21 protein-coding genes and 1 tRNA gene are annotated in these 24,631 nt (G+C 70.7%); 18 read left to right on the plus strand and 4 right to left on the minus strand.

Going from position 1 to position 24,631, the window contains the following annotated elements; all coding sequences use genetic code 11:
* Positions 1-22: 22 nt before the first annotated feature.
* The gene (locus tag ACFWH5_RS13745; protein WP_378835470.1) at positions 23-697 is read right to left on the minus strand and encodes a response regulator; all 675 of its coding nucleotides are present in this window, start codon (positions 695-697) and stop codon (positions 23-25) included.
* Positions 694-1,884, minus strand: coding sequence for a histidine kinase (locus ACFWH5_RS13750; RefSeq protein WP_378835473.1), 1,191 nt, complete (start codon positions 1,882-1,884; stop codon positions 694-696). Before ACFWH5_RS13750 ends, ACFWH5_RS13745 begins: the two co-directional genes overlap by 4 nt.
* A 174-nt stretch (positions 1,885-2,058) precedes the next feature.
* On the opposite strand from ACFWH5_RS13750, the gene ACFWH5_RS13755 reads away from it, so the two are divergent.
* From ACFWH5_RS13755 to ACFWH5_RS13775, 5 genes are all read left to right on the plus strand, one after another.
* The gene (locus ACFWH5_RS13755; RefSeq protein ID WP_378835475.1) at positions 2,059-2,679 is read left to right on the plus strand and encodes a DUF4956 domain-containing protein; all 621 of its coding nucleotides are present in this window, start codon (positions 2,059-2,061) and stop codon (positions 2,677-2,679) included.
* Positions 2,676-3,482, plus strand: coding sequence for a polyphosphate polymerase domain-containing protein (locus tag ACFWH5_RS13760; RefSeq protein ID WP_378835477.1), 807 nt, complete (start codon positions 2,676-2,678; stop codon positions 3,480-3,482). Before ACFWH5_RS13755 ends, ACFWH5_RS13760 begins: the two co-directional genes overlap by 4 nt.
* A gap of 34 nt (positions 3,483-3,516) precedes the next feature.
* Positions 3,517-5,199: a carbohydrate-binding domain-containing protein gene (locus ACFWH5_RS13765; RefSeq protein WP_378835480.1), complete on the plus strand. Its 1,683-nt coding sequence runs from the start codon at positions 3,517-3,519 to the stop codon at positions 5,197-5,199.
* Positions 5,200-5,289: 90 nt separating this feature from the next.
* Positions 5,290-5,363: transfer RNA gene (locus tag ACFWH5_RS13770), tRNA-Met, on the plus strand.
* Between the two features lie 92 nt (positions 5,364-5,455).
* Complete coding sequence (locus ACFWH5_RS13775) at positions 5,456-6,262, plus strand: carbon-nitrogen hydrolase family protein (RefSeq protein WP_378835482.1); 807 nt, start codon at positions 5,456-5,458, stop codon at positions 6,260-6,262.
* A gap of 6 nt (positions 6,263-6,268) precedes the next feature.
* On the opposite strand, the gene ACFWH5_RS13780 is transcribed toward ACFWH5_RS13775, so the two are convergent.
* Positions 6,269-7,468, minus strand: a complete 1,200-nt coding sequence (locus tag ACFWH5_RS13780; protein ID WP_378835485.1) for an aminotransferase class I/II-fold pyridoxal phosphate-dependent enzyme — start codon at positions 7,466-7,468, stop codon at positions 6,269-6,271.
* Between the two features lie 97 nt (positions 7,469-7,565).
* On the opposite strand from ACFWH5_RS13780, the gene ACFWH5_RS13785 reads away from it, so the two are divergent.
* From ACFWH5_RS13785 to ACFWH5_RS13795, 3 genes are all read left to right on the plus strand, one after another.
* Complete coding sequence (locus tag ACFWH5_RS13785; protein WP_378835487.1) at positions 7,566-9,254, plus strand: trypsin-like peptidase domain-containing protein; 1,689 nt, start codon at positions 7,566-7,568, stop codon at positions 9,252-9,254.
* 62 nt (positions 9,255-9,316) lie between these two features.
* Positions 9,317-10,567 (plus strand): CDP-glycerol glycerophosphotransferase family protein, encoded by a 1,251-nt coding sequence (locus tag ACFWH5_RS13790; RefSeq protein ID WP_378835490.1) that lies wholly within the window; start codon positions 9,317-9,319, stop codon positions 10,565-10,567.
* Positions 10,564-12,018 (plus strand): CDP-glycerol glycerophosphotransferase family protein, encoded by a 1,455-nt coding sequence (locus ACFWH5_RS13795; RefSeq protein ID WP_378835492.1) that lies wholly within the window; start codon positions 10,564-10,566, stop codon positions 12,016-12,018. The genes ACFWH5_RS13790 and ACFWH5_RS13795 overlap by 4 nt, the downstream gene beginning before the upstream one ends.
* 31 nt (positions 12,019-12,049) lie before the next feature.
* Here ACFWH5_RS13795 and ACFWH5_RS13800 read toward each other — a convergent pair whose 3' ends face one another.
* A complete protein-coding gene (locus tag ACFWH5_RS13800; RefSeq protein WP_378835806.1) occupies positions 12,050-13,087 on the minus strand; it encodes a glycosyltransferase family 2 protein in 1,038 nt (345 codons plus the stop codon).
* Positions 13,088-13,205: 118 nt separating this feature from the next.
* On the opposite strand from ACFWH5_RS13800, the gene ACFWH5_RS13805 reads away from it, so the two are divergent.
* The 10 genes from ACFWH5_RS13805 to ACFWH5_RS13850 all read left to right on the plus strand — a co-directional run.
* Positions 13,206-14,441: a CDP-glycerol glycerophosphotransferase family protein gene (locus ACFWH5_RS13805; protein ID WP_378835495.1), complete on the plus strand. Its 1,236-nt coding sequence runs from the start codon at positions 13,206-13,208 to the stop codon at positions 14,439-14,441.
* Positions 14,442-14,458: 17 nt separating this feature from the next.
* Positions 14,459-15,745, plus strand: coding sequence for a CDP-glycerol glycerophosphotransferase family protein (locus tag ACFWH5_RS13810; protein WP_378835498.1), 1,287 nt, complete (start codon positions 14,459-14,461; stop codon positions 15,743-15,745).
* Positions 15,745-16,503 carry a biotin--[acetyl-CoA-carboxylase] ligase gene (locus tag ACFWH5_RS13815; protein WP_378835500.1) on the plus strand — a complete coding sequence of 253 codons (759 nt, stop codon included), beginning with the start codon at positions 15,745-15,747 and terminating at the stop codon, positions 16,501-16,503. Before ACFWH5_RS13810 ends, ACFWH5_RS13815 begins: the two co-directional genes overlap by 1 nt.
* Positions 16,504-16,555: 52 nt before the next feature.
* Positions 16,556-17,107: a PH domain-containing protein gene (locus tag ACFWH5_RS13820; protein WP_378835503.1), complete on the plus strand. Its 552-nt coding sequence runs from the start codon at positions 16,556-16,558 to the stop codon at positions 17,105-17,107.
* Positions 17,108-17,199: 92 nt separating this feature from the next.
* On the plus strand, positions 17,200-18,324 hold the full coding sequence (locus ACFWH5_RS13825; RefSeq protein ID WP_378835505.1) for a 5-(carboxyamino)imidazole ribonucleotide synthase: 1,125 nt from the start codon (positions 17,200-17,202) through the stop codon (positions 18,322-18,324).
* 115 nt (positions 18,325-18,439) lie between these two features.
* Positions 18,440-18,907 (plus strand): 5-(carboxyamino)imidazole ribonucleotide mutase, encoded by a 468-nt coding sequence (gene purE / locus ACFWH5_RS13830; protein WP_378835808.1) that lies wholly within the window; start codon positions 18,440-18,442, stop codon positions 18,905-18,907.
* A complete protein-coding gene (locus ACFWH5_RS13835; protein WP_378835507.1) occupies positions 18,904-20,361 on the plus strand; it encodes an LCP family protein in 1,458 nt (485 codons plus the stop codon). Before purE ends, ACFWH5_RS13835 begins: the two co-directional genes overlap by 4 nt.
* A gap of 63 nt (positions 20,362-20,424) precedes the next feature.
* Complete coding sequence (locus ACFWH5_RS13840; protein WP_378835510.1) at positions 20,425-22,086, plus strand: RecQ family ATP-dependent DNA helicase; 1,662 nt, start codon at positions 20,425-20,427, stop codon at positions 22,084-22,086.
* A 108-nt stretch (positions 22,087-22,194) separates the two neighbouring features.
* Complete coding sequence (locus tag ACFWH5_RS13845) at positions 22,195-23,268, plus strand: glycosyltransferase (RefSeq protein ID WP_378835512.1); 1,074 nt, start codon at positions 22,195-22,197, stop codon at positions 23,266-23,268.
* A gap of 150 nt (positions 23,269-23,418) precedes the next feature.
* The coding region (locus ACFWH5_RS13850) for a fibronectin type III domain-containing protein (RefSeq protein ID WP_378835513.1) at positions 23,419-24,631 on the plus strand (1,213 nt) is incomplete at its 3' end.

A 24,631-nucleotide genomic window follows, 5' to 3' on the forward strand; every position in this document is an offset into this window, starting at 1 on the left:
TTGACGGCGGTGTACGCGGCCGCTACGACCCCGGGATCAGCAGACCGGTCTCGTAGGCCAGGATCACCAGCTGGGCGCGATCGTGCGCGTAGACCTTGGTCATGATGCGATTGACATGTGTCTTCGCGGTGTGCGGCGAGATGAACAGCTCCTCGGCGATCTCCTGATTGGAACGGCCGCGGGCGACCAGTAGAAGCACTTCACGCTCGCGTTCGGTCAGCGACGCGAGCTGCGGATGCGATGTGGCGGAGGTCGTCGCCACGTGACCGGGACCGGAGATGTAGCGGGTGATCAGGGAGCGCGTGGCGACGGGGGAGAGCAGGGCGTCGCCCGCGTGCACGGCGATCACCGCGCGGACGATCTCCTCGGGTTCCGCACCCTTTCCGAGGAAACCGCTCGCCCCGGCCCTCAGGGCGGCGACCACGTACTCGTCCTCCTCGAATGTGGTGAGGATGAGCACGCGTGTGGCTGCGCTCGCCGGATCCGCGCAGATGGCCGACGTCGCCTCGATGCCGTCGAGCACGGGCATCCGCACGTCCATCAGCACCACATCAGGCCGTAGTGCCGCGTTCAGGCGCACGGCCTCGGCGCCGTTGACCGCCTCTCCGACGACGTCGATGTCGTCGTGCCCGGAGAGGATGTCGGCGACGGCCTGCCGGATGAGCGCCTGGTCGTCGACGACGAGCACGGAGATCATGGTTGCTCCTGTCTTCGCAGCGGAAGGCGCACTCGAAGGAGGAACTCGTCGGGCAGCCGCTGCGTGCCGACGGTGCCGCGCGCCGAGGCGACACGCTCCCGGATGCCGATGAGACCGAGCCCGCCGCCCGGAGGATCGCTCTGGTTCCTGTCGGCGGCAGAGACCGGGTTGCCGACCACGATCTCGACCTGGTCGTCCGCCTCCGCGACGGCGATGCGCACCGATGCCGTGCCGCCGGAGCCGTGCTTGTGCGCATTCGTCAGCGCTTCCTGGATGACCCGGTAGGCGACCAGACCTGCGGCGTCCGCGATGCGCTCGACATCCCCCGTCTGCTGAACCTCGACGCGCAGCCCGGAGTCCTCCAGGCGTCGCAGCAGCGCCGGCAGGTCCTTCAGCGTCGGCTGCGGCGCCACGGCGCTCGCCGCATCGGAGTCGGTGCGCAGGTAGCGCAGCAGTTCTCCGATCTCGGTCAGCGCACCGCGCGCGGCAGAGCGAATGGTGCCCAGCGCGCGCCGAGCCTTGGCGGCATCGTCATCGAGCGCGCGTGAAGCCACACCGGCGTTAAGACTGATCACGGAGATCTGATGCGCCACGGTGTCGTGCAGATCCTGGGCGATGCGCAGCCTCTCCTCAGCGACCCTCTGCTGCGCCTCCGCCTCGCGCGTCTGCTCCGCCCGCTCGGCGCGCTCGGTGGCCGCGCGCACGTATTCGCGGTGGGAACGCGAGCTGTCACCGAGCGCAGCCGCTACGGCGACACCCGCCGCGATCTGGAAGACGCGAGGATCGATGACGCCGAAGTCCGAGACCGTGACGCTGAGCACGGCGACGATCGCTGTGGCCGCGACTCCGGCGATCAGCGTGACGAGCCGTGTCGTCCTGCTGCCGACCACGTAGGCGGTGAGGACTGCCGCGTATCCGAGTGGGGTCGACGGACGATCGACGAGGACCGACGCGCAGAAGAGCACGACAGCCACCGTGAGTATCGGAACGGGCCACCGGCGGCGAAGCAGGACGAGCCCGATCGCCACGATGACCGGGCCGAGGAGCATGAGCGCCTCGAACTCCGGGCGAGGGCCGGGACGGTGCGGCTCCGGCACCAGCGCCGGCGCCACCACCGCGCAGACCGCGACGGCATCGCCCACCCACGAGGGTATGCGCGAGTGCCTCGAGGTCGCGGAGCTTGCCATGCCTTCATTCTGGCCGACGACTGTGCGGGACGAGTCGCGCAGGCGCGGTATCCGCACTACCGCGATCGCGGTACGGACAATGCCCGCGCCGGGGTGACGCGCAGCCGACCACCGCTGGAAAGACTGGATCACGGTGGCAGCACCACCGAATCCGCACACTTCAGGGAGTTACCCGTGACCATCACCAGCCTGCTTCTCGCGGCGGTCGATCTGACCGCCGCGCTCATTCTCGTCCTCGCGGTCTACTACCGGCGCCACCGGCGTCGCGACCTCGTCGTGGCCTTCCTCGGGGTGAACGTCGGCGTGTATGCGGTCGCGACCGTGCTGAGCTCGTCCACGACGGTGGCGCTCGGGCTGGGGCTCGGCCTGTTCGGCGTTCTCAGCATCATCCGGCTGCGCTCGTCCGAGATCTCGCAGCGCGAGGTCGCATACTACTTCGCGGCTCTCGCGATGGGCCTCATCGGTGGCCTCGCGACGGATGCCGTGCTGGTGTCGTCCGCGCTCATCGCACTCATCCTCGTCGTTATGTGGTGCGCCGATCACCCGGCGGTGCTCGCTCGAGGGCGCCAGCAGATCGTGCGACTCGACCGGGCGATCGCCGACGAGGACGAGTTGCGAGAGGAGCTGGGGCGACGGCTGGGTGGCACGGTGACCGCGATGAGCGTGCAGCACCTCGATCTCGTCAACGACAGCACTCTCGTCGACGTCCGGTACCGCATCGGCACACCGTCCCGCCGAACCGACGGCCCGTCGAGCACCGGCCGCCGGCAGCCGCTGCATGAGGTGATCGCATGACCGCCGGGAGCGCCGTGGAGCGCGAGCAAGGCGTCACGCTGGAGGACCTGGAGCCCATCGCGCTCGACGAGCTCGTGGGACGCGCTGAACTGCTGACCCGCGTCGACCGCAAGTACCTGATCCCCGCTGCGGCAGCCGGCGCGATACTGCACCTGGTGGACCCGGGAACCCGGGTGCTCGAGATCGACGGTCGTCGCGCGTTCGGCTACGACTCGGTGTACTTCGACACTGACGATCACCTCGCGTACCGGCTCACGGCCCAGCGCCGCAGGCGCCGCTTCAAGCTGCGCATCCGGGAGTACACCGACACCGGAGGCTGCTTCCTCGAGGTGAAGACGAAGGACGGCCGCGGGCGAACCGTCAAAGAGCGGATGCCGTACTCGCCCGCGGACCGGGCGCGGCTCACACTCGACGGCAAGCGGTTCGTGCAGGCGATCCTGCAGGAGCACGGCCATGCCGGTGTGACGAGCCGCCTGCAACCATCGATGAGCAACCGCTACCGCCGCGCGACGCTGCTGCTGCCATGCGGCAGTCGCGCGACCGTCGACTCCGCGCTGCGGTGGTCCGGCGCCGACGGCCGACGCCGGGTGTCGGTCGATGATCACGTGATCGTGGAGACGAAGTCGGCGGGTCGTGCGAGCGATCTCGACCGCCTGCTGTGGCGTGCAGGGCATCGCCCCACCGGCATCAGCAAGTTCGGAGTGGGGATGGCCGCCATCGATCCCGCTCTGCCGCACAACAAGTGGGCGCGGATCCTCTCCGGACCGCTCTCGGACCGCACGTCGCGCGAGGGCGCGGCGTGAAAGCAATGCAGAACCAATCACGAAGAGGCAGATCATGAAACGCACCATCCTTCTCACCTCCGGCATCCTCGCGGGCGCACTGCTGCTCGCCGGCTGCAGCACGACGGTCACGACGGGCTCGGAGGCCACCGTCGCCGCCGCCAGCGCCGCGGATCTCGCGCCGTCTGCGGTGATGGCTGAGAACGCCGACTATACGGTCGTGAATACGGACGAATGGGCCGAGGCGGATGCCGTCGACGTCACCTTCGCGAACGGCGACGTCACGACCGATGCCGATGATGTGACCGTCGACGGTTCCACCGTGACGATCGGGGCGGCCGGCGTGTATCGGCTCAGCGGCGCGCTCGACGGACAGCTCGTCGTCGCGGCGCCCGACGACGCACAGGTCGTGCTGATACTGGACGGGGTCGACATCGCCAGCGACTCCGGCCCCGCCATCGACGTGCAGACGGCGGACGACGTCGCCGTCCACCTGGCGGATGGCAGCTCGAACAGCGTCTCCGACGCGCAGAGCTACGTGGAGGATGCCGAAGCCGATGCCGCCATCCACGCGGCGGCCGATCTGACCGTCAGCGGATCCGGGTCGCTGCAGGTGACGGGCAACGGAGGACACGGCATCAAGTCCACCGACGATCTGGTGATCCTGAGCGGCACGATCGCGGTCTCCGCGGCGGAGGACGCCCTGCGCGGGAAGGACGCGCTCGTCGTCGAAGGAGGAGCGCTCACCCTCGATGCAGCCGCCGGCGACGGCATGAACAGCAACGGCGATGAGGACGAGACCGAGATCGACTGGACCAGCGGCTACGTCTACATCGGTGGCGGCGTCATCGACATCACCGCGGGCGACGACGGCATCCAGGCGTTCACCGACACCGTGCTGGGCGGAGGGCAGATCACGCTCGCCGCAGCCGACGACGGCGTCAAGAGCGAGGCGGTCATCTCAATCGGCGAGCTCGATGCGGCACCCGTGCTCTCGGTCACCGCTTCGACCGAGGGCATCGAATCGGCGAACATCGCGATCAGCGCCGGCTCCGTCGACATCGTCGCGAGCGATGACGGCGTGAATGCATCGGGCAACACCGACCTGCAGGCGCTCATCAGCGGCACCGGCACCGACACCTCGACCGATGCCGCGGGAGGTCGGGGCGGAGAGTTCGCCGACAGCGGCGAGCGGCTCGAGATCAGCGGCGGCACCGTGACGGTCGACAGTGAGGGAGACGGGCTCGACTCCAACGGCGCCCTGGCGATCTCCGGAGGCGACACCGTCGTCTACGGCCCAACGCGAGGGGGCAACGGATCGGTCGACGCCAACGCAGGGATCACCGTCACCGGCGGCACGATCCTGGCGTTCGGCCCCGGCGACATGGAGCAGGCACCGGCGGACTCGGGGCAGGGGTGGGTGCAGATCACCGCATCACTGTCCGCCGCCCAGACTGCGGTGCTCGTCGACGAATCCGGGGCGACCGTGGCGGAGTTCACCGCCGAGAAGACGGCCGGTGCGGTCACGTACTCCTCGCCGGACATCGTCGACGGTGCGACGTATTCGCTCACCGTCGACGGCGAGCAGCGCAGCACCGGCGTCGCCGGGGAAGCCGGTGCAGGCGGGATGGGTGCTCCGGGCGGGATGGGTGCTCCGGAAGAGACGACCGGCGGCCAGCGCGGCATGGGCGGGCAGCCGCCTGCGCGCCCAGACGAGGAAGAGGAGGCCGCCGAGTAGGTACGGCAATGCGCAGGCGCCCGGATGCGCGCCTGCGCATCCGCGCCGATTCGCCCTCCACCCGGATGCATGTTAGGCTTTCTTACGTGCCGCGGGGTGGAGCAGTTCGGTAGCTCGCCGGGCTCATAACCCGGAGGTCGCAGGTTCAAATCCTGTCCCCGCAACAAAGAGAAGGCCCGGTCCGTCAGGACCGGGCCTTCGTCGTGTCGCAGGCGCGACCGGTGCGTCCGCCGGGGTCTGCGGCATCATGGAAGCCATGACCGCCTCCGCTCCGCTCGTCGCCGTCTGCCAGTTCGCGCCCGTCGCCTCGCGGGCGGCGAATCGCGAGCGCGTCGCGGAACTGGTGGCAGAGGCCGCCGCGCGCGGGGCGCGGGTGATCGTGCTGCCGGAGTACTCCAGCTATTTCGTCGACCCGATGGATGACACGCTGGCGGCGAACGCCGAGTCGCTGGACGGGGAGTTCGTGCAGGCCCTGCGGGCGCTGGCCGGCGAGCACGGTGCGGTGATCGTCGCGGGGCTGGTGGAGCAGGCGGACGCCGGCCGCGTGCACAACGCGGTCGTCGCCGTGTCGGATGCCGGGGTGCTCGCCACCTACCGCAAGCAGCATCTGTACGACGCGTTCGGTCAGACCGAGTCGGACTGGCTCGCCGCGGGCGAGACGGGCGCCGCCGCGGTGTTCGACGTCGACGGCATCCGCTTCGGCCTGATGACCTGCTACGACCTGCGCTTCCCCGAGGTGGCGCGCACCCTGGTGGACGCCGGCGCGGACGCGATGATCGTGCCGGCCGAGTGGGTGCGCGGCCCGCTGAAGGAGCACCACTGGACGACTCTGCTCACCGCACGGGCCATCGAGAGCACCGCCTACGTGATCGCCGCCGACCACCCCGGCCCGATCGGCGTCGGCCTGTCGCAGATCATCGATCCGCAGGGGGTCGTCGTCGCCGGCGCCAGCTCGGGGGAGGGCATCGCCATGGCCTCCGTCGACGCCGCGCTCATCGCGCGCACACGCGAGACGAACCCCGTGCTGCGGCTGCGCCGCTATCGCGTCAGCCCGGCATCCTGACCGCCGTCAGCGCAGGCCCGCAAGCCGCCGTGCCGCCTCCTCGAGCACCTCGACCCGCTTGCAGGCGGCGAAGCGCACCAGCCCGGCGTACTCCGCACGGTGCTCGGCGGCGACGAAGGCCGTCAGAGGGATCGCCACGACCCCGGCCCGCTCGGGCAGTTCACGGCAGAACGCCGCCGCATCCGCACCCCCGAGCGGCGCCGCATCCGCCACGGTGAAGTACCCGCCCTGCGGGGCGTGCACAACGAAGCCGGCGTCCGTGAGCGCCTCGCCCAGCAGCTCCTGCTTGCGCAGCAGGGCCGCCGCGGCGTCGGCGAAGTAGGGGTCGGGCAGGCGAAGACCGACCGCGATCGCCGGCTGGAACGGCGAGCCGTTCACATAGGTCAGGAACTGCTTGACGGTGAGCACCGCGGTGATCAGGGCGGCGGGCCCGTGCACCCAGCCGATCTTCCAGCCGGTCGTCGAGAACGTCTTGCCTGCCGATGAGATCGTCAGCGTGCGTTCCGCCGCACCGGGCAATGTCGCGATGGGCGTGTGCGGAGCGTGGAAGGAGAGGTGTTCGTACACCTCGTCGGTGACGATCACGGCGTCGTGGAGGTGCGCGAGCCGGACCACCTCGGAGAGCACCTCAGGACCGAACACGGCCCCCGTGGGATTGTGCGGATCGTTGACGAGGATGATGCGGGTGCGGTCGGTGACCGCGGCGGCCAGCTCGTCGAGGTCCGGCTGGAAGCCAGGGCGTCGCAGGGGCACCGTGCGCAGTCTCGCGCCGGCGAGAGCCACGGCGGCGGCATACGAGTCGTAGTAGGGCTCGAACACGACGACCTCGTCGTCGGGGCCGTCGATGAGGGCCAGCAGTGTGGCGCTGAGCGCCTCGGTCGCGCCGGCCGTGACGAGCACCTCCCGCTCGGGGTCGACGTCGAGCCCGTAGAAGCGCCGCTGGTGCTCGCTGATCGCGTCGCGCAGGGCCGGGATGCCGCGGCCCGGCGGATACTGGTTCGCGCCCTGCGCGATCGCCTCGCGGGCGGCCTCGAGCACCTCGAGCGGCCCGTCCTCATCCGGGAATCCCTGCCCGAGGTTGATCGCGCCGGTGCGGGCCGCCGCGGCGGACATCTCTGCGAAGATGGTGGGCGCGACCTCTCCTTCCGGGGACAGAAGGCCTGCTCCTGCTGCAGTGCGCCGCCAGGCGCCGGGGATGACATCCATGCAAGACAGGCTAAGACCATAGGCGAAATCCATGCGCGCCATACGAAACGCACAGACTCGGGGGTCACGCTGAAGGAGCGTTGACAAGGAGCACACCATGAACGAGAACAGCACCCCCGGCGAGACCCCGGACCGCGACCAGCCCGGAGCGGATGCGGCCGGCGCCGCCGGTACGCCCGCTTCCGCCGCAGGCGTGCCGGACACTCCGGCACAGGAGGCGTCCGCCCCGCAGCCGACCACGCCGCCCGAGCGCCCCGCGGGCTCCGACCACCCGGCACCCGCGCAGGCGGGCCATGACATCCCCGGCGTGTTCGGCTCGCACGCACCGGCGGGCTGGCAGCCGCCGGCCGGCGCACCGGCGCCCACGCCGTACGCCCCGAGCCCGTCCGGCACGAGCTCCGATGACCGTACCGCGCACGGGGCAGCCTTCGGCTACGCCGCCGGCCCACACGGCGCCGGGCCCCAGCCTGCGCAGGGAGCGGCGCCGCAGCCCTACGACGCGCACGCGCACACCCAGGCCACCGTCCCACTGGACCCTTCGCTGCTCGCCGCCCCGGCGAACGCCGAGCCGAAGCAGCGAAAGAGCGGCGGGCCGGTCAAGGTCGCGGCTCTCCTGCTGGCGGCGGCGCTCGTGGGCGGCACCGCCGGATTCGGTGGCAGCGCGATCGGCAATGCCGTGTTCGCCACACCGGCGTCGCCGACCGAGTCCGGACCGCAGACCGTCACTGTCAACAACCCCGGCTCGGTGAACGAGACCACCGCGATCGCGACCGAGGTGCTGCCTTCGGTGGTCACGATCGAGGTCGCGGGATCCCAGGCGGGCGGCAGCGGGTCCGGCGTGATCCTGTCCGAGGACGGCTACGTGCTCACCAACACGCACGTGGTCACCCTGGGCGGAGCCGTCGCCGATCCGGCGATCCGCGTCACCACGTCCGACGGGCACATCTACGAGGCGTCGGTCGTGGGCACCGACCCGATCTACGACCTCGCGGTCATCAAGCTCGAAGGTGCGAAGGATCTCGCCCCGATCGAGTTCGCCGATTCCTCCGAGCTCAACGTCGGAGACACGGCGGTCGCCGTCGGCGCGCCGCTCGGGCTGTCGAACTCGGTCACCACCGGCATCGTCAGCGCGCTCAACCGCAGCATCCAGGTCGCGTCCGCCGCCGTCCCCGAGACGGTGCCGGACAGCGAGGAGCCCGGTGACGGCTCCGAAGGCGACGACGAGGGCGGTCCGTTCCAGTTCGACATCCCGGGGATGCCGAACCAGCAGCCCACCCAGTCGATCTCCATCGCGGTGATCCAGACCGACGCCGCCATCAACCCCGGTAACTCGGGTGGTGCGCTCGTCGACAGCAAGGGCGCGCTGATCGGCATCAACGTCGCCATCGCCACGGCCGGTGGCTCGTCCCAGGGGGAGTCGGGGTCGATCGGGCTCGGCTTCTCGATCCCGTCGAACATCGCCCAGCGCGTCGCCGACGAGATCATCGCCGACGGCGCCGCGACGCACGGACTGCTCGGCGCCATGGTGCGCGACGCGGCCGGTCAGGAAGGCGCCACCGTCGCCGGCGCGCTGATCGCCGAACCCACTCCGGGTGGAGCGGCGGAGGAGGCGGGGCTCGAGGCGGGCGACGTCGTCACGGAGTTCAACGGCGTGCCGATCACCGGCGCGACGGACCTGACCGCGCAGGTGCGAGCGGCCGCCGCCGGCAGCAGCGCCGATGTCACCTACGTGCGCGACGGTGAGACCCATCAGGTCGAGCTGGAGCTCGGCGAGCTGAAGCTCTGAGCCGAGCGGCCGACGCGCTTCCCGCGCAAGAGAAGGACGCCACCCCGCGATAGGCTCGCGGGGTGGCGTCCTTCTCCTTCGGCACCGGCAACGCGGCCAAGCTGCTCCGCCTGCCGCTGTACGCCGCAGGGCGCCTGGGCACGCTGCTCGTGCGACGCGGCGAGGGCTGGGTCATCGGCTGCGGGGCGGGGGTCGGCGACGGCGCCCTCGCGCTGCACCGCGTCGCGGCCGGCGCCGGGCACCGGGTGACCTGGCTGACCGCTTCGGCCCGTGAGGACGTCGATGCCGGCGCGCTCGGCATCCGCACGGTGCGCCGCGACAGTCTCCGCGGCTGGTGGCGGACCGCCCGGGCGGGTGTGGTCGTGGTGACGCACGGATTCGGCGACGTAAACCGCTACGCCGTCACCGGCGCCTTCGTGGTGCAGCTCTGGCACGGCATCCCGCTCAAGCGCATCGGACTGGACTCGCCGGCGACGGTGCAGGTGCCGGCGGTGCCCGGCGCCCCGCTGCTGCGTCGCCTGATCGCCGTCATGTACCGTGCTGCCGCGCAGCGCATCCGCGTGCTGCCCGCCGCCTCGCATCGCTCCCGAGGCCGCCTCGAGTCCGCCTTCGGCCTCGGCGACGACCGGGTGATCGTCACCGGTGAGCCCCGCGTCGACGTACTGTCGGCCGGGTCCCCCGCAGAACGTCGCGTCACCGCCACCGCTCTGCTGACCCGCACCGGCCCGCTGCTGCCGGGTCAGCGCGCGCTGCTGTACGCACCCACCTGGCGCGACGGAGCGCCGGATCCCGCCATCCCCACAGCGGAGCAGTGGGTGCGGCTGGTGCAGCTGCTGGAACGTCGGGATGCGGTGCTGTTCGTGCGCTCGCATCCGCTGGGGCAGGGGGCGTACGCGCCGCCATGGTCGAGCGGGCGGGTCCGGATGCTGAGCGCGGCGCTGCTGCCCGATGTGACACCCGCGCTGCCCAGGTTCGACGCCCTGATCACCGACTACTCGTCGCTGGCGTACGACGTCGGGCTGCTGGCCATGCCGGTGGTGTATCTCGCCCCGGATGCCGAGGACTACGCCCGCGACCGGGGCTTCTACGGCAGCTACGCGGAGGTCGCAGGGGAGGACTTCGCGCGCGACTGGGACGGCGCGATCACGCAGCTCGACGCCCTCCTCGAGGACGGCGAGGAGCAGGCCAGGCGCTCCGCGCGCTCCGCCGCGCTGAGCGCGCTGATGCACGCACATCGCGACGGACACAACGCCCGCCGCGTGTACCAGACCATCCGCGCACGGGGGATCCCGGCGCCGAAGGGAGCACGATGACGACCGCCCGGACCGACGCGCAGGCGCGCGTCGACGAGAACGCGCACACGCTGATCGTCTCGGGAACAGGCGCGCGACCGGCATCCGCCTCGCTCGACGGTCCCCGTGCGCGCACCGCCGGAAGGATCACCGGCGGCGGCAAGACCTGGAAGGCGACCTTCCGGCTGCAGGTGGCGCGCTGGGGCGGCAAGGAACTGCCGCTGCCGTCGGGAACCTACACGCTGCAGATAGACGGCATCGCCACGGACGGTGTCATGCTCGCCCCCACGCTGCTGACGACCCTGCGGATCGAAGTCCAGGGCTCCACGGTGCTCATCGCGCCTCCGCTCGACCCGATCTACGAGACCGCCGAGGGCCAGGGTACGCTCGAGGAGCGCTACGTGTCGCAGGTCGGGGCGAGCGAGAATGCGGTGTTCTTCGAGAGCTTCTACGGCCAGAACGCCGGCTGCAACCCGCGGGCCATCGATCGGGTGCTCGCCGAACGCGCCCCCGCCGTGACCCGGTACTGGAGCGTGACCGACCTGTCGGTCGAGGTGCCCGAGGGAGCGATCGCCGTCGTGGAGGGGTCGCCCGCATGGTGGCGCGCTCGAGGCGACGCCCGGCTGCTCGTCGTGAACGACTGGCTGCGGCGCCGCTTCGTGCGCAAGCCGGGTCAGCGCGTGCTGCAGACCTGGCACGGCACGCCGCTGAAGCGGCTCGCCCTGCATCGCCCCGGCTTCGCCCCGCGTCGGATGGCGGCCGTCGTCAAGGAGTCCCGCCGCTGGGATGCGCTGCTCGCACAGAACGTGTACGCGGCCCGCATCCTCAGGAAGGCGTACGCCTTCTTCGGCAAGCCGATCTGGGTCGAGGGGTACCCGCGCAACGACGTGCTCGCCGCCGGCGACCCGACTGCCGTGCGCGCCTCCCTCGGGATCGGCGTCGACGAGCGGGTGCTGCTGTACGCGCCCACCTGGCGCGACGACCGGGCCGAGATGGTGGACTTCGTCGATCCGGAGCGGCTGGCGGCCGACACCGACTCGGTGGTGCTCGTGCGCGGCCACTCCCGGACGCTGCGGCCGGGGCGGGACAGGGCGGGTGCGCGAGTGATCGACGTCACCGGATACCCGGAGACGGCACGTCTTCTGCTGATCGCCGACGCGCTGATCACCGACTACTCGTCGGTGATGTTCGACTTCTCGGTCACCGGACGGCCGATGTGCTTCCTGGTACCCGATCTGGAGCACTACAGGGGTGAGCTGCGCGGCTTCTACTTCGACCTCGCCGAGCGCGCACCTGGTCCCCTGGTGCGCAGTCACACCGAACTCGTCAGCGCTCTCGGCGATCTCGAGGTTCCGGAGACGTACCGTGAGCGCTACGCGGCCTGGCGCGCGCAGTTCAACCGTCTCGACGACGGCGGTGCGGCCGAGCGGGTGGTGTCGCGCATCCTCGACCAGGGCTGGCTGACCGTCTGACCGTCTGACCCTCTGGCCCGGACCCGCCCGCTCAGGGCAACGGCGTGTTGCGATCGCCCAGGCGCGACGCGTCGACGGTGTCGCGCGCGCCGCGCAGTGCGCCGGCGAGGAAGCCGAGTCCCCAGGCGACGTGCATGGTGGGCAGCACGGCCAGCGTCCACAGTCGTTCACGGATGCCCCGCGGCCCGCGTGCGATGCCCACACCGCCGAACCCGACGGCGAGGACCAGCAGCAGGTACGCGGCCAGCGGCAGGTAGACGAGCGATGCGATCAGCGCCGCCACACCGCGCAGCACACCGGACAGCTGCAGGACAGCGATGCCAGCCGACAGGGCGGTGAGCACGACGAGAGCGGGAGGGGCGAAGTATCGCAGGCTGTTGCGGCGTCCGTAGCGGCGCACCAGCTCGCCGCGCCACGCGCCGGTTGCGCGGAACTGACGCGCCAGGCGCCACCAGCTCTCGCGCGGCCAGTACGTCACCGACAGCTCCGGGTCGAACCAGACCAGATGCCCGGCCTGACGGATGCGCAGGTTCAGCTCCCAGTCCTCACCGCGGCGGATGCTCTCGTCGAACATGCCGACCTCATCGAGCACTTCCCGGCGCATCACCCCGAGGTACGCCGACTCCGCCTCGCCCTCGCGTGCACCACCGTGGTAGGCGCCGCCACCCAGACCGACCGGCGAGTTGTACAGGCGCGCCACGGCGCGCTGGAACGGCGTACGGCCGTCGGCGCGCATCACGCCACCGACGTTCGCCGCGCCGGTGCGCTGCAGGGTCTGCAGTGCTGTGCGCGCGTATCCCGGGGAGAGCTCGGAGTGCGCATCCACGCGGATCACGATGGGGTGCCGACTGGCGCGGATGGCGGCGTTCAGCCCGACCGGGATGTGCGCCTGCGGGTTGTCGACCAACCGCACCCGGTCGTCTTCGGCGGCCAGGCGCCGGGCCAGCGCGGTGGTGCCGTCGGTGGAGGGGCCGAGCGCGAGCACGAGCTCCGTCGGGCCCGCGACGTCCTGACCCAGCACCGACCGGACCGCGTGCTCCAGGTAGTCCCGTTCGTTCAGCACGGGCATGACGAACGAGACCCCCGCGGCCTCGAGACTGTCGTTGTCGTGCACTCGTCGATCATGTCATGCGCGGGCGCGTGCGCTGCTCGGACGATTCCGAGGTTGAACCGCTACGGTGCCGCGAATGGATCTGCTCATCGATGCCCAGAAGGCCTATCGCCTGCTCCGCCGGGCGGTCGCGACGCGAGCAGCGGGTGCGCGCGTGCGGCGGACGCTGTCGGAGCATCGCCCCCACGCGCAGCGCCGCTACAGGATCGCCGTCTACTTCGCCGACACCGACGTGAACCTCTACCAGATCCGCCAGTGGTACCGGCCGTTGCAGGCGATCGCGGACCGCCTGCCCGTCGTCGTGATCGCGCGCTCGCCGCTGGGAGCCGAGGGACTGCTGCGGGACGGCGCGCTGCCGGTGGCGTTCGTGCCACGGGTCGACGACCTCGAGGAGTTCGTCGACGGACAGGACATCCGCATCGTGCTGTACGTGAACCAGAACACCCGCAACTTCCAGATGTTCCGATACGGGCAGCGCTGGCACGTGTTCATCAACCACGGCGAGTCCGACAAGATCTACATGTCGAGCAACCAGTACAAAGCGTACGACTTCGCCTTGATCGCGGGAGAGGCCGCCCACGACCGCCTCGCCGACGCCCTGTGGGACTACGACGTGGACCGGCGCACGCTGCAGATCGGCCGGCCCCAGGCCGATCACTTCGCCGGGACGGTGCCGTACACCCCCGACGATCGCACGGTCGTGCTGTACGCGCCGACGTGGGAGGGCGATCGCGCGTCGATGAGCTACGGTTCGGTGCTCAGCCACGGCGTGACGCTGGTCGAGCAGCTGCTCGCCACCGGCCGGCACCGCGTCATCTACCGCCCGCATCCGCGGACCGGTGTCATCGATGACGCCTACGGCTACGCGAGCCGGCGCATCGTGTCGATGATCGAGGCGGCGAACGCGGCCGACCGCGGTGCACAGCACGTGTACGACGACGGGCCGGAGATCGGCTGGCAGCTGGTCGCGGCCGACGTCGCGATCCTCGACGTGTCGGCCATGATCTACGACCGCCTCGCGACGGGAAAGCCGCTGATGGTGACCCGTCCCGTGAGTGCTGAGGCCGAGGTCGACCGCACCGGATACCTGTCCGATTGCGAATGGCTCAGCGCCGAGGCCGCCGCCGACGTGGCCGCCGAGATCGACAGGGTGCGGGCGGATGACGAGGCGATCGCGCGGCTGGGGCGATGGTCCACCCGGTACTTCGGCGACACCACTCCGGGCGCGGCCACGGCGCGCTTCGAGGCCGTGATCCAGTGGCTGGCGGATGCCTGGGAGGAGCAGGCGGCCCGCGACGGCGCGGCGTCGTGAAGCCGTATTCTGGAACGATGGGTGTCGTCTCGGACGGGAAGAAGGCGGTTCGACTGCTGCGCAAGGCTTTCGCCTCGCGCAAGTCGGTACAGCACGTCAGGCGCACACTCGCTGCCCAGGGACCGCACCCGCGCGACCATTACCGCATCGCCGTCTACTTCGCGGACGGCGCGGTGAACATGTATCAGATGCGGCAGTGGTACAAGCCGCTCGCGGGGCTCGCCCAGCGCTGGCCGGTCGTCGTGCTCTCGCGCAGCCCCACCGGTGCGGAGAAGCTCATCGAGGAGGACGGCCCGCCGGTCGCCTTCGTGCCCACCGTGCGCAACCTCGAGAACTTCCTCGCCACGCAGGACATCCGCGTCGTGCTGTACGTGAACCAGAACACCCGCAACTTCCAGATGTTCCGGTACGGCCGGCGCTGGCACGTGTTCATCAACCACGGCGAGTCCGACAAGATGTACATGACCACCAACCAGTACAAGGCGTACGATTACGCGCTGATCGCCGGGCAGGCCGCGCGCGATCGACTCAGCCGCACCCTGTGGGACTACGACCTGGATCGCCGCACCATCGAGATCGGCAGGCCGCAGGCCGACCACTACTCCGGAACCCTGCCGTACACGCCCGACGATCGCACGGTCGTGCTATACGCCCCGACCTGGGAGGGCGACCGGCCGTCGGCGCACTACGGATCGATCGCCAGCCACGGTGAGGCGATCGTGCGCGGACTGCTCGCCACCGGCACGCACCGCGTCATCTACCGTCCGCACCCGCGCAGCGGCGTGGTCAGGTCGGAGTACGGCGCGGCGCACCGCCGCATCCTCGCCGCGATCGCCGAGGCGAACGCCGCCGACCCGGCCGCCCAGCACGTCTACGACGACGGGCCGGATCTGGGCTGGCAGCTCGCCGCGGCGGACGTCGCGATCGTCGACATCTCCGCGATGGTCTACGACCGTCTCGCCGCGGGTCGCCCGCTGCTGATCACGCGTCCGGCGGATGAGCGGGCGTCGATCGACACGAAGGGGTACCTGTCCGCCTGTGAATGGCTGACGGTCGACGGTGCAGCCGACGTCGTCGCGGAGGTCGAGCGGGTGCGCGCCGACGACGAGGCGGTCGCGAGACTGCGCACCTGGGTGCAGCACTACTTCGGCGACACGGCCCAAGGGGCCGCCACGGCCAAGTTCCATGCCGCGATCGAACAGCTGATGGATGCGTGGGACGACTGGCACGGTCGCGATCTCGCGCGGGGCACCGTCGACGAAGAGGTCGACGACGATGAGGACGACGACGAGGACGAGGACTGATGCGTCTCGACCGCGCGGCCGGTGTCGCCTCGCGGCTCGTCGTCGCGGCGCAGAGCCCCTCCACCAACGCCGAGCTGCGCCAGGCGTCCCGCGATGCGGTGTCGTGGCCGCATCTCTCGGTGCTGCTCACCGATACGCAGACCGCCGGACGAGGACGCCTGGACCGCAGTTGGGTGACGCCACCCGGCTCCGCGCTCGCCGCGTCGGTGCTGCTGCGGGAGCTGCCGTCCGGTGCGCGGGAGAGAGGGTGGATCCCGCTCGCCGCGGGCGTCGCCATGACGGATGCCGTCGCCGCGCAGCTGCCAGGGCACCGGGTCGGCCTGAAGTGGCCCAATGACGTGCTCGTCGATGGAAGGAAGATCTGCGGCATCCTCGCGGAGGCGACGCCGGATTCCGTGATCGTCGGCGCCGGCGTGAACACCGCCATGACCGCCGAGCAGCTGCCGGTGCCCACGGCGACCTCGTTCGCGGCGCTCGGCGCGCCTGTCGACGCCGACACGCTGATCGCCGACTACCTCACTCGCCTGGCGGCGATCGTCGCCGCCCTCGGCGACGGAGCGGTCGCCTCGGGACTTCACGCGGCCGCCGTCGCCCGCTGCGTCACCCTCGGGCAGCCGGTGCGGGTGCATCTCCCCGGCGGCGGGGAGATGGTGGGCACCGCCGCCCGGATCGACGAGGACGGGCGTCTGGTCGTCGACGACGGCCAGGGCGAGCATGCCGTCTCCGCCGGCGACGTGGTGCACGTCCGCCCGGTGTGAGCACCTCGGCGCGCCGAACGACGCCTCGCGCTGCGGTGGGCACAATGGAGGCATGACCCAGCCCGTCACGCTCGGAGGCCGGCCGATGATGCCGCCGGCCGGCGCTTCCGCCGAGGAGCTGCTGGTCGCGCGGTTCCGCAGCCACGCGCGCCGGCTGTTCTGGTCGGCTGCGGTGCTCATCGGCGTGTGCGGTGCCACCGCGTACTTCTACGGCAACCTGCGGTCTCCACTCGAGGACTGGATGCTGGTCGTCGCAGCCGTGGCCGTGATCGTTCTGCTCGTCGTCGCGCCGTTCGTGGTGTGGGTGTCGCGCACCTACACGATCACGACCCGGCGGGTGATCGTGCGCGAAGGTCTCGGCGCGCGCCGACGCCGGGAGCTGTCGCACACCCGCGGGTATTCCATCGCCGTGCGTCGCGGACTGCTGCAGCGCATGTGGGGAGCCGGCACCATCACCCTCAGCAACGGCGTCGACGCGCCGCTGCGGCTGCTCAACGTGCCCAGCGTCAACCTGGTGCACGAGGCGCTCGCCGATCAGGTCGAGGTGAACCAGATCCTGGCGCATCGCGACGCGCAGTCCTCGGATCCGCTCGACGGGCGCTGACCGCCAGGGGCGCGCGGATGCCCGGTGTTAGCAGACCGGGCCTCGCCGTGCCCGCCGATGCGGAAGAATGGTGGCCGACGAAGGGAACGCGAATGACGGTGCGCGTAGGCGTGATCGGCGGCGGACAGCTGGCCAGGATGATGATCGCCCCGGCGGTCGAGCTGGGTATCGACCTGCGGGTGCTCGCCGAGGACGAGGGGATGTCCGCCCGGCTGGCGGCCACCGCCATCGGCGACTACCGCGATCTCGAGACGGTGCGCGCGTTCGTCAGGGATGTCGACGTCGTCACCTTCGATCACGAACACGTGCCGCAGGAGGTGCTGCGCGCCCTCGTCGCCGACGGGGTACAGGTGCATCCCGGGCCTGACGCGCTGCAGTTCGCGCAGGACAAGCTCGTCATGCGCGCCCGGCTCGCCGAACTCGATGTGCCGCAGCCCGACTGGGCGGCCGTGCGCGACGTCGACGAGCTGCAGCGGTTCATCGACGACCACGGCGGCGGCGCGGTGGTGAAGACGCCGCGTGGGGGCTACGACGGCAAGGGCGTGCGCGTGGTGCGCGCCGGATCGGATGCCGCCGACTGGTTCGACGCCGCGGGTGAGGGTGACGCCCTGCTCGCCGAAGAGCTGGTGCCGTTCACCCGCGAGCTCGCGCAGCAGGTGGCGCGCCGGCCGAGCGGTGAGATCCGGGCGTACCCGGTGGTCGAGACGGTGCAGCGCGACGGCGTGTGCGCCGAGGTCATCGCCCCCGCGCCGAACGGTCACGACCGGCTCGTGCAGATGGCGGAGCAGATCGGCCGCCGGATCGCCGAGGGCATCGGCGTGACCGGCATGCTCGCGGTCGAGCTGTTCGAGACCGACGACGAGCGCATCCTGGTGAACGAGCTGGCCATGCGTCCGCACAACAGCGGTCACTGGAGCCAGGAGGGGGCGGTGACCGGGCAGTTCGAGCAGCACCTGCGCGCCGTCGCCGACCTGCCGCTGGGACGCACGGAGCCGCGCTCGCCGTGGACGGTGATGGTCAACATCCTGGGCGGCCCTGCGGACGGTGCGCTGGAGGATCGCTTCGCACAGGCCATGGCAGAGCATCCCGAAGCGAAGATCCACACGTACGGCAAGGCGCCGCGACCGGGGCGCAAGGTCGGCCACGTGAACGTCTCGGGGGATGATCTCGACGACGTCATGTACACCGCCCGCGCGGCCGCCACGCAGTTCCTGTAGCCGGCGCGGACCGTCGTGACGCGTGCCGCTGCCGGAATCTCTCAGCGGCGGGCCGTAGCCTGTCATGGTGACTGAGCCGCTGCATTCCTCGAGTTCGCCCCTGGTCGGCGTCGTGATGGGTTCCGACTCCGACTGGCGCGTGATGAGCGACGCCTCGCAGGCGCTCACGGACTTCGGCATCCCGCACGAGGTCGAGGTGGTCTCCGCGCACCGCACCCCCGACAAGCTGATGAGCTACGCGCGCGAGGCGCGCGGCCGCGGCATCCGGGTGATCATCGCCGGCGCCGGCGGTGCCGCTCACCTGCCCGGCATGCTCGCCTCGATGACCGCGCTGCCCGTCGTCGGCGTGCCCGTGCCGCTGGCGTACCTCGACGGCATGGATTCGCTGCTCTCGATCGTGCAGATGCCCGCCGGCATCCCGGTGGCGACCGTGTCGATCGGCGGCGCCCGCAATGCCGGCATCCTCGCCGCGCGCATCCTCGGCACCTCCGATGCGGCGCTCGCCGACCGCGTCGAGGCGTACGCGCGTGAGCTCGAGGCACAGGTCGGCGAGAAGAACGAGCGGCTGAAGGACTCGCTGTGACTCTGGCGGCTCCGCGCACCTCTCGGCCAGGCGCGCGCCCGCTGATCGAGACGCGCCCGCTGCGCAACCCCGACCTCGGCGATGCCGCGATGATGGGGCGGCGCGGATGGTGGCTGGTCGTGCTCAACGCGCTCATCCCCGGCTCGGCTCAGGTCCTCGCGGGCAACCGCCGGCTGGGTCGCTTCGGCCTCGGCGCGACCCTCATCGGGTGGCTTCTGCTCGTGTTCGGCGCCGGTCTCGCCCTGGTCGCCCGCCCGGCGTTGATCTGGCTCGTCTCCGGTCCGCTGTCGTGGATCGTGCTGACGCTGGCGCAGGTCGCGCTGATCGGCTATGCCGTGCTCTGGCTGGTGCTGACCGTCGACGCGCTGCGCCTGGTGCGGCTGGTCAGGCTGCCGGCCGTGTCGCGATGGGTCGTGCCGATCGCCTCGCTCTTGGTGATGGCGCTGGCCGGCGGGGGAGCGGTGTACGCCTCGACCGTCGCGGCCTCGAGTCGCGGCGCCCTCGATGCGATCTTCGGCAACAGCGGGCCGAGCCTGCCGCCCAGTGACGGCTACTACAACATCCTGCTGCTCGGCGCCGACAGCGGCGACGGACGAGACTCCATGCGGTTCGACAGCATCTCGGTGGTGTCGGTGAACGCCGAGACCGGCGCGGTGACCATCACCGGCATCCCGCGCGAGCTGCCGCACGCCCCGTTCAGTGAGGGCAGCCCGATGCTCGAGCTGTACCCCGACGGCTTCGCGGGGCAGTCGAGTGCGACCTGCGGGTGGAACGGATGGATGAACCAAATCCGCAACGCCGCCGAGGTCTGCCGCGAGGATCACGGCAAGAGTCTCTACCCGGATGCCGCAGCGCACGGTTCTGCGCCCGGCATCGAGGCGACGAAGGACGCCGCGGAGGGCGTGCTGGGCCTCGAGATCCCGTACTACGTCTTCCTCGACATGAACGGTTTCGCGCAGCTCGTCGATGCGCTCGGCGGGGTGGACATCGAGGTGACCGAGCGTTTGCCGAAGGGCGGCCCGCCCGAGGGGTGGCATGGCGGTCCAGAGGATGTCGGCGAATGGGCCATCGGCTGGATCGAGCCGGGCAAGCAGCACATGAACGGCGACACGGCGCAGTGGTACGCGCGCTCGCGGTACACGACGGACGACTGGGATCGCATGAAACGCCAGCGGGAGTTGCAGGTGGCCATCCTCGAGCAGTTCACGCCCGAGAACGTGCTGACCCGGTTCAACGAGATCGCCGCCGCCGGCACGTCGCTGGTGGACACCGATCTGCCGAAGGACAAGCTGCCGGAGTTCTTCGACTTGGTGATGAAGGCGAAGAAGCATCCGGTCACCCGCATCGAGCTGACTCCCGACAACGGGGTCGACGAGCACGAGCCCGACTACGAGCAGATCCGCGCGATGATCGAGGAGACGCTGCACCCGCCGACCTCCACGCCCGCGCCCTAGGGTGATCGGCTCAGCCGCGCAACCCGGTTGCCGTGCGGCGCCGCTGTGCGATCGGATGTACCGGTGACCTCAGAGGACATCGAGCGCGTCGCGCGCGAATCGTTCGGCATCGACGAGCTTCGACCGGCGCAGCGGGAGGCCATCGCCGCCGCGGTCGACGGGCGGGACGTGCTCGCCGTGCTCGCCACCGGATACGGCAAATCGGCGGTCTATCAGGTCGCTGCCACCCTGCGCGAGGGCGTCACGGTGGTCGTCTCGCCGCTGATCGCCCTGCAGGAGGACCAGCTCGTCGGCATCGAGAACGCCCCCGACGCCGCGGAGGCCGTGGCGCTGAACTCCGCCGGTGGTGTGCGGGCGAAGCGGGAGGCGTGGCGAAGGCTTCGCGCCGGTGGCGCGGAGTTCGTGCTGCTGGCGCCCGAGCAGCTCGCCAAGGAGGACGTGCTGTCCGCCCTGGCCGAGCTGGACGTCTCTCTGCTGGTGATCGACGAAGCCCACTGCATCGCATCGTGGGGGCACGACTTCCGCCCGGACTATCTCATGCTGGGGGCGTTCGCGGAGCGACTGGGCCGGCCCCCGATCGTGGCGCTCACCGCGACCGCGTCGACGCCGGTGCGCGCCGAGATCGTGCGCAGACTCCGCCTGACGGATCCGGTGCTCTGCATCGGCGATCTGGATCGACCCAACATCGCGCTGTCGGTGCGCCGGCACACGCAGGACGCCGACAAGCGGGCGGCCGTCGTCGACGAGGCGGCCCGGCTGCCGCATCCGGGTCTGGTCTACACCGCGACGCGTCGCGACACCGAGCGCTATGCGGGCGAGCTGCGCGAGCGGGGTCTGCGCGCCGAGGCCTACCACGCCGGAATGGCGGCGAAGAGGCGAACGCAGGTGCACACCGCATTCCTCGACGACGCGCTGGACGTCGTCGTGGCGACCTCGGCGTTCGGGATGGGCATCGACAAGGAGAACGTGCGCTTCGTCGTGCATGCGGATGCTCCGGAATCCGTCGACGCGTACTACCAGGAGCTGGGCCGAGCCGGCCGCGACGGCGAGGTCGCGCAGGCGACCCTGCACTTCCGGTCCGAGGACCTGGGCCTGAGGAAGTACTTCGCCGGTCGCCGGCCCGCCGGCGGCGAGCTGAGAAGCCTGGTGCGGGCGCTGGACGGAGCCGGCCGTCGCCGCGCCGAGCTGGCCGAGCGCGCAGACGTCTCGCCGCGCCGCGTGACGTCGCTGCTCGTGCTGCTGTCGGACACCGGGCACGTGCGCATCAACCGCGGCGGTGCGCGGCTGCTGGCGGGAAGCGCCGAGGAGGACGCGGTCTCGGATGCGCTCGAGCGCGCCGAAGAGCGCGAGCGCATCGACAAGTCCAGGATCGAGATGATGCGCTCCTATGCGGAGACCCGCCGATGCCGCCGTCAGGTGCTGCTGAGTTACTTCGGTCAGGAGCTCGACGCGCCGTGCGGCAATTGCGACACCTGCGCCGACGGAACCGCGCAGCTCGAACTCGAGCAGAGCGCGTCCGACGCGATTCACGATGGCGGCGCCGGCGAGCGGGGATATCGCGTCGATGAGCGCGTGCGGCACCGCGAGTGGGGGCCGGGTACGGTCATGGCCGTCGAGGAGGATCGGATGACGGTGTTCTTCGAGAGTGAGGGATACCGCGTGCTCTCGCTCGAGGCCATCGAGAAGAGCGATCTGCTCGAGCCGGTCGATCGCGCGGAGGTGTGAAGCCGGCTGCCGGGCGGACGTCTGCGACGGGACACGTCGTCTGATCATCGTGCCGCGTCGACGGCCCCGCCTCGGGGGTTCTCTCGCTCGCCCGCTTAGGCTTGCCTCATGAGCGTGCAGTTGCGGGTGGTCCTCGATCAGGCGGTGCAGGTCGTCGATGCCGATCAGGCACGCGCGGCATTGTCGCTGACCGCCGGACTCGTGTCGACGGCGCCGCGAGGCTGCCTCGTGTCGGCACTCGTGCCTTCGGGTGGCGCGGTCGACCTGCGCGGCGTGCACGATGTGCGAACACTCCCGCTCGGGCGGCGGGAGCTCGCCGCGTCATGGCAGCTCGGCATGGCCCCCGGCGTGGGTGGCGGGCTGATCCACGCGCCGAGTCTGATGGCGCCGCTGGTGCGTCACGACCGTCTGCACGACAACGACCAGACCACGGTCACGGTGTGGGATCTGAAAGCGTGGGAGACGCCGGATGCTCTACCCAAGGCGAGCGTCGTGTGGCAGCGAGCGATGCTGAAGCGCGCCGTCAAGCACGCCGACGCGGTCGTGGTGCCCTCGCACGCGATGGCCGAGCGCCTCGCCGGGATCGCCTCGTTCGGCGATCGGATCCGGGTGATCGCGGGCGCACCGCCCGACGGCTTCCGCGTGCCTGACGACGCGGAGCGCCGGCGAGACGATCTTCAGCTGCCGCAGCGCTACGTCGTGGTGACGGGGGAGGGCGATGCGCTCGCGGAGGGGTTCCGCGCCGCGGCGCGCGCGGACATCGACGTGGTGATGCTCGATGCCGCCGACGGCGCCGAGCCCGCGCTCGCCGACGCGGCATCCGCCGCCGGTCTGCCCGAGCGGCGCGCGCACATCCGCGGTGCACTGGGCGATGCCGATCGAGCCGCCGTGATCGGCGGAGCGGGAGCGGTCGTCGCGGCATCCACGATCTCGGCCTGGCCGTGGCGGGCCGTGGAGGCGATGGCAATGGGAACGCCGCTGGTCGCGGCGGACTCAGGCGTGCACCGCGACGTGATCGCGGACGGTGGCGCCGTGGTGGATGCCGCGGAGCTCGGTGACGCCCTGATGGATGCCCTGGGGGATGGGGCGCGCCGGCTGCGGGTGCTCGGCTCGGACCGCGCGCGGGCGTTCTCGTGGGCGAGCTCGGCTGAGCGGGTCTGGGCCCTGCACGCGGATCTCTGACGACGCCTGAAAGCCCGCCGTGAACGGCGCGACACGCCGGGTCCAATCACCGAAAACGTCACCACAGTGGCATCATGGCGCAACTTCAGTCACACTAGTCACATGTCTGCGCATGGATCTCGGCCTTCGCACCCGTTCGGAAAAGGGCGGTTGGTCGCGACCCTGGTCGCCGTCTTCGCACTCGTGCTCGGCACAGCCGCGCCGGTGAATGCGGCATCCGCGTCCCTCTCGTCGGCCTCTGCGTCGGTCGTCACCCGTGCGCCGGGCGGGCCCGTGAAGACCTCGCTCGCCGGTTTCAAGGCCGGCAACATCATCAGCGACGCGGTGTTCACCGACAAGGGCACCATGACCGAGGCTCAGATCCAGTCGTTCTTCAACTCCAAGGTGAAGACCTGCCGCGGCGGATCCGACAAGTGGGGTCCGATCGTCTGCCTCAAGAACTTCCGCATCGACTCCGTCAACCGCCCCGCGGACAAGTACTGCAAGGGGTACACCGGTGCGAAAGGCGAGAGTGCCGCACGCATCATCTACCGCGTGTCGCAGGCATGCGACATCAACCCGCGTGTGCTCATCGTCATGCTCCAGAAGGAGCAGAGCCTGGTGACGCACACGTGGCCCAGCGCCTGGCGGTACGACAAGGCGCTCGGTCAGGGGTGCCCCGACGATGCGCCGTGCAACCCGGCGTACGTCGGTTTCTTCCACCAGATCTACGGTGCGGCGCGGCAGATGCAGATGTACATGGAAGGCCGCTACTTCACCTGGTACGCACCGGGCAAGACGTGGAACATCCTCTACCACCCCAACCGCGCGTGCGGCACCTCGCCCGTCTACGTTGCGAACAAGGCGACCTCGGCGCTGTACTACTACACGCCATACCAGCCGAACGCGGCCGCCCTGAAGGCCGGCTACGGCACCGGCAACTCGTGCTCCAGCTACGGCAACCGGAACTTTTACAACTACTTCACTGACTGGTTCGGATCGACGCAGGCGACCCGGCCGGGGGCGCCGACTCGGGTGGTGGCCACCGCGGGTGATCGTCAGGCCGCCGTCTCATGGACCGCGCCGGCCGCAAACGGCGGCGCGACGGTCTCTGGGTACACGGTGACGGCCCAGCCGGGCGGCAAGACCGTATCGACGTCTGGGGCCACTGAGGCCGTCGTGACAGGTCTGACGAACGGGGACTCGTACACGTTCACAGTCGTCGCGCGGAACAGCATCGGAAGCTCCGCCGCCTCTGCTGCTTCTTCTGCTGTCACCCCGGCGGTTCCGAATGTGTCGCGGCAGGCGGGTGGTGATCGTTTCGATACGGCGGTGGCTGTGTCGAAGGCGTCGTTCCCGGAGTCGGGTGTCCCGGTGGTGTATG

The sequence above is a fragment of the Microbacterium sp. NPDC058345 genome (assembly GCF_042723855.1).
Classification (GTDB): Bacteria; Actinomycetota; Actinomycetes; order Actinomycetales; family Microbacteriaceae; genus Microbacterium.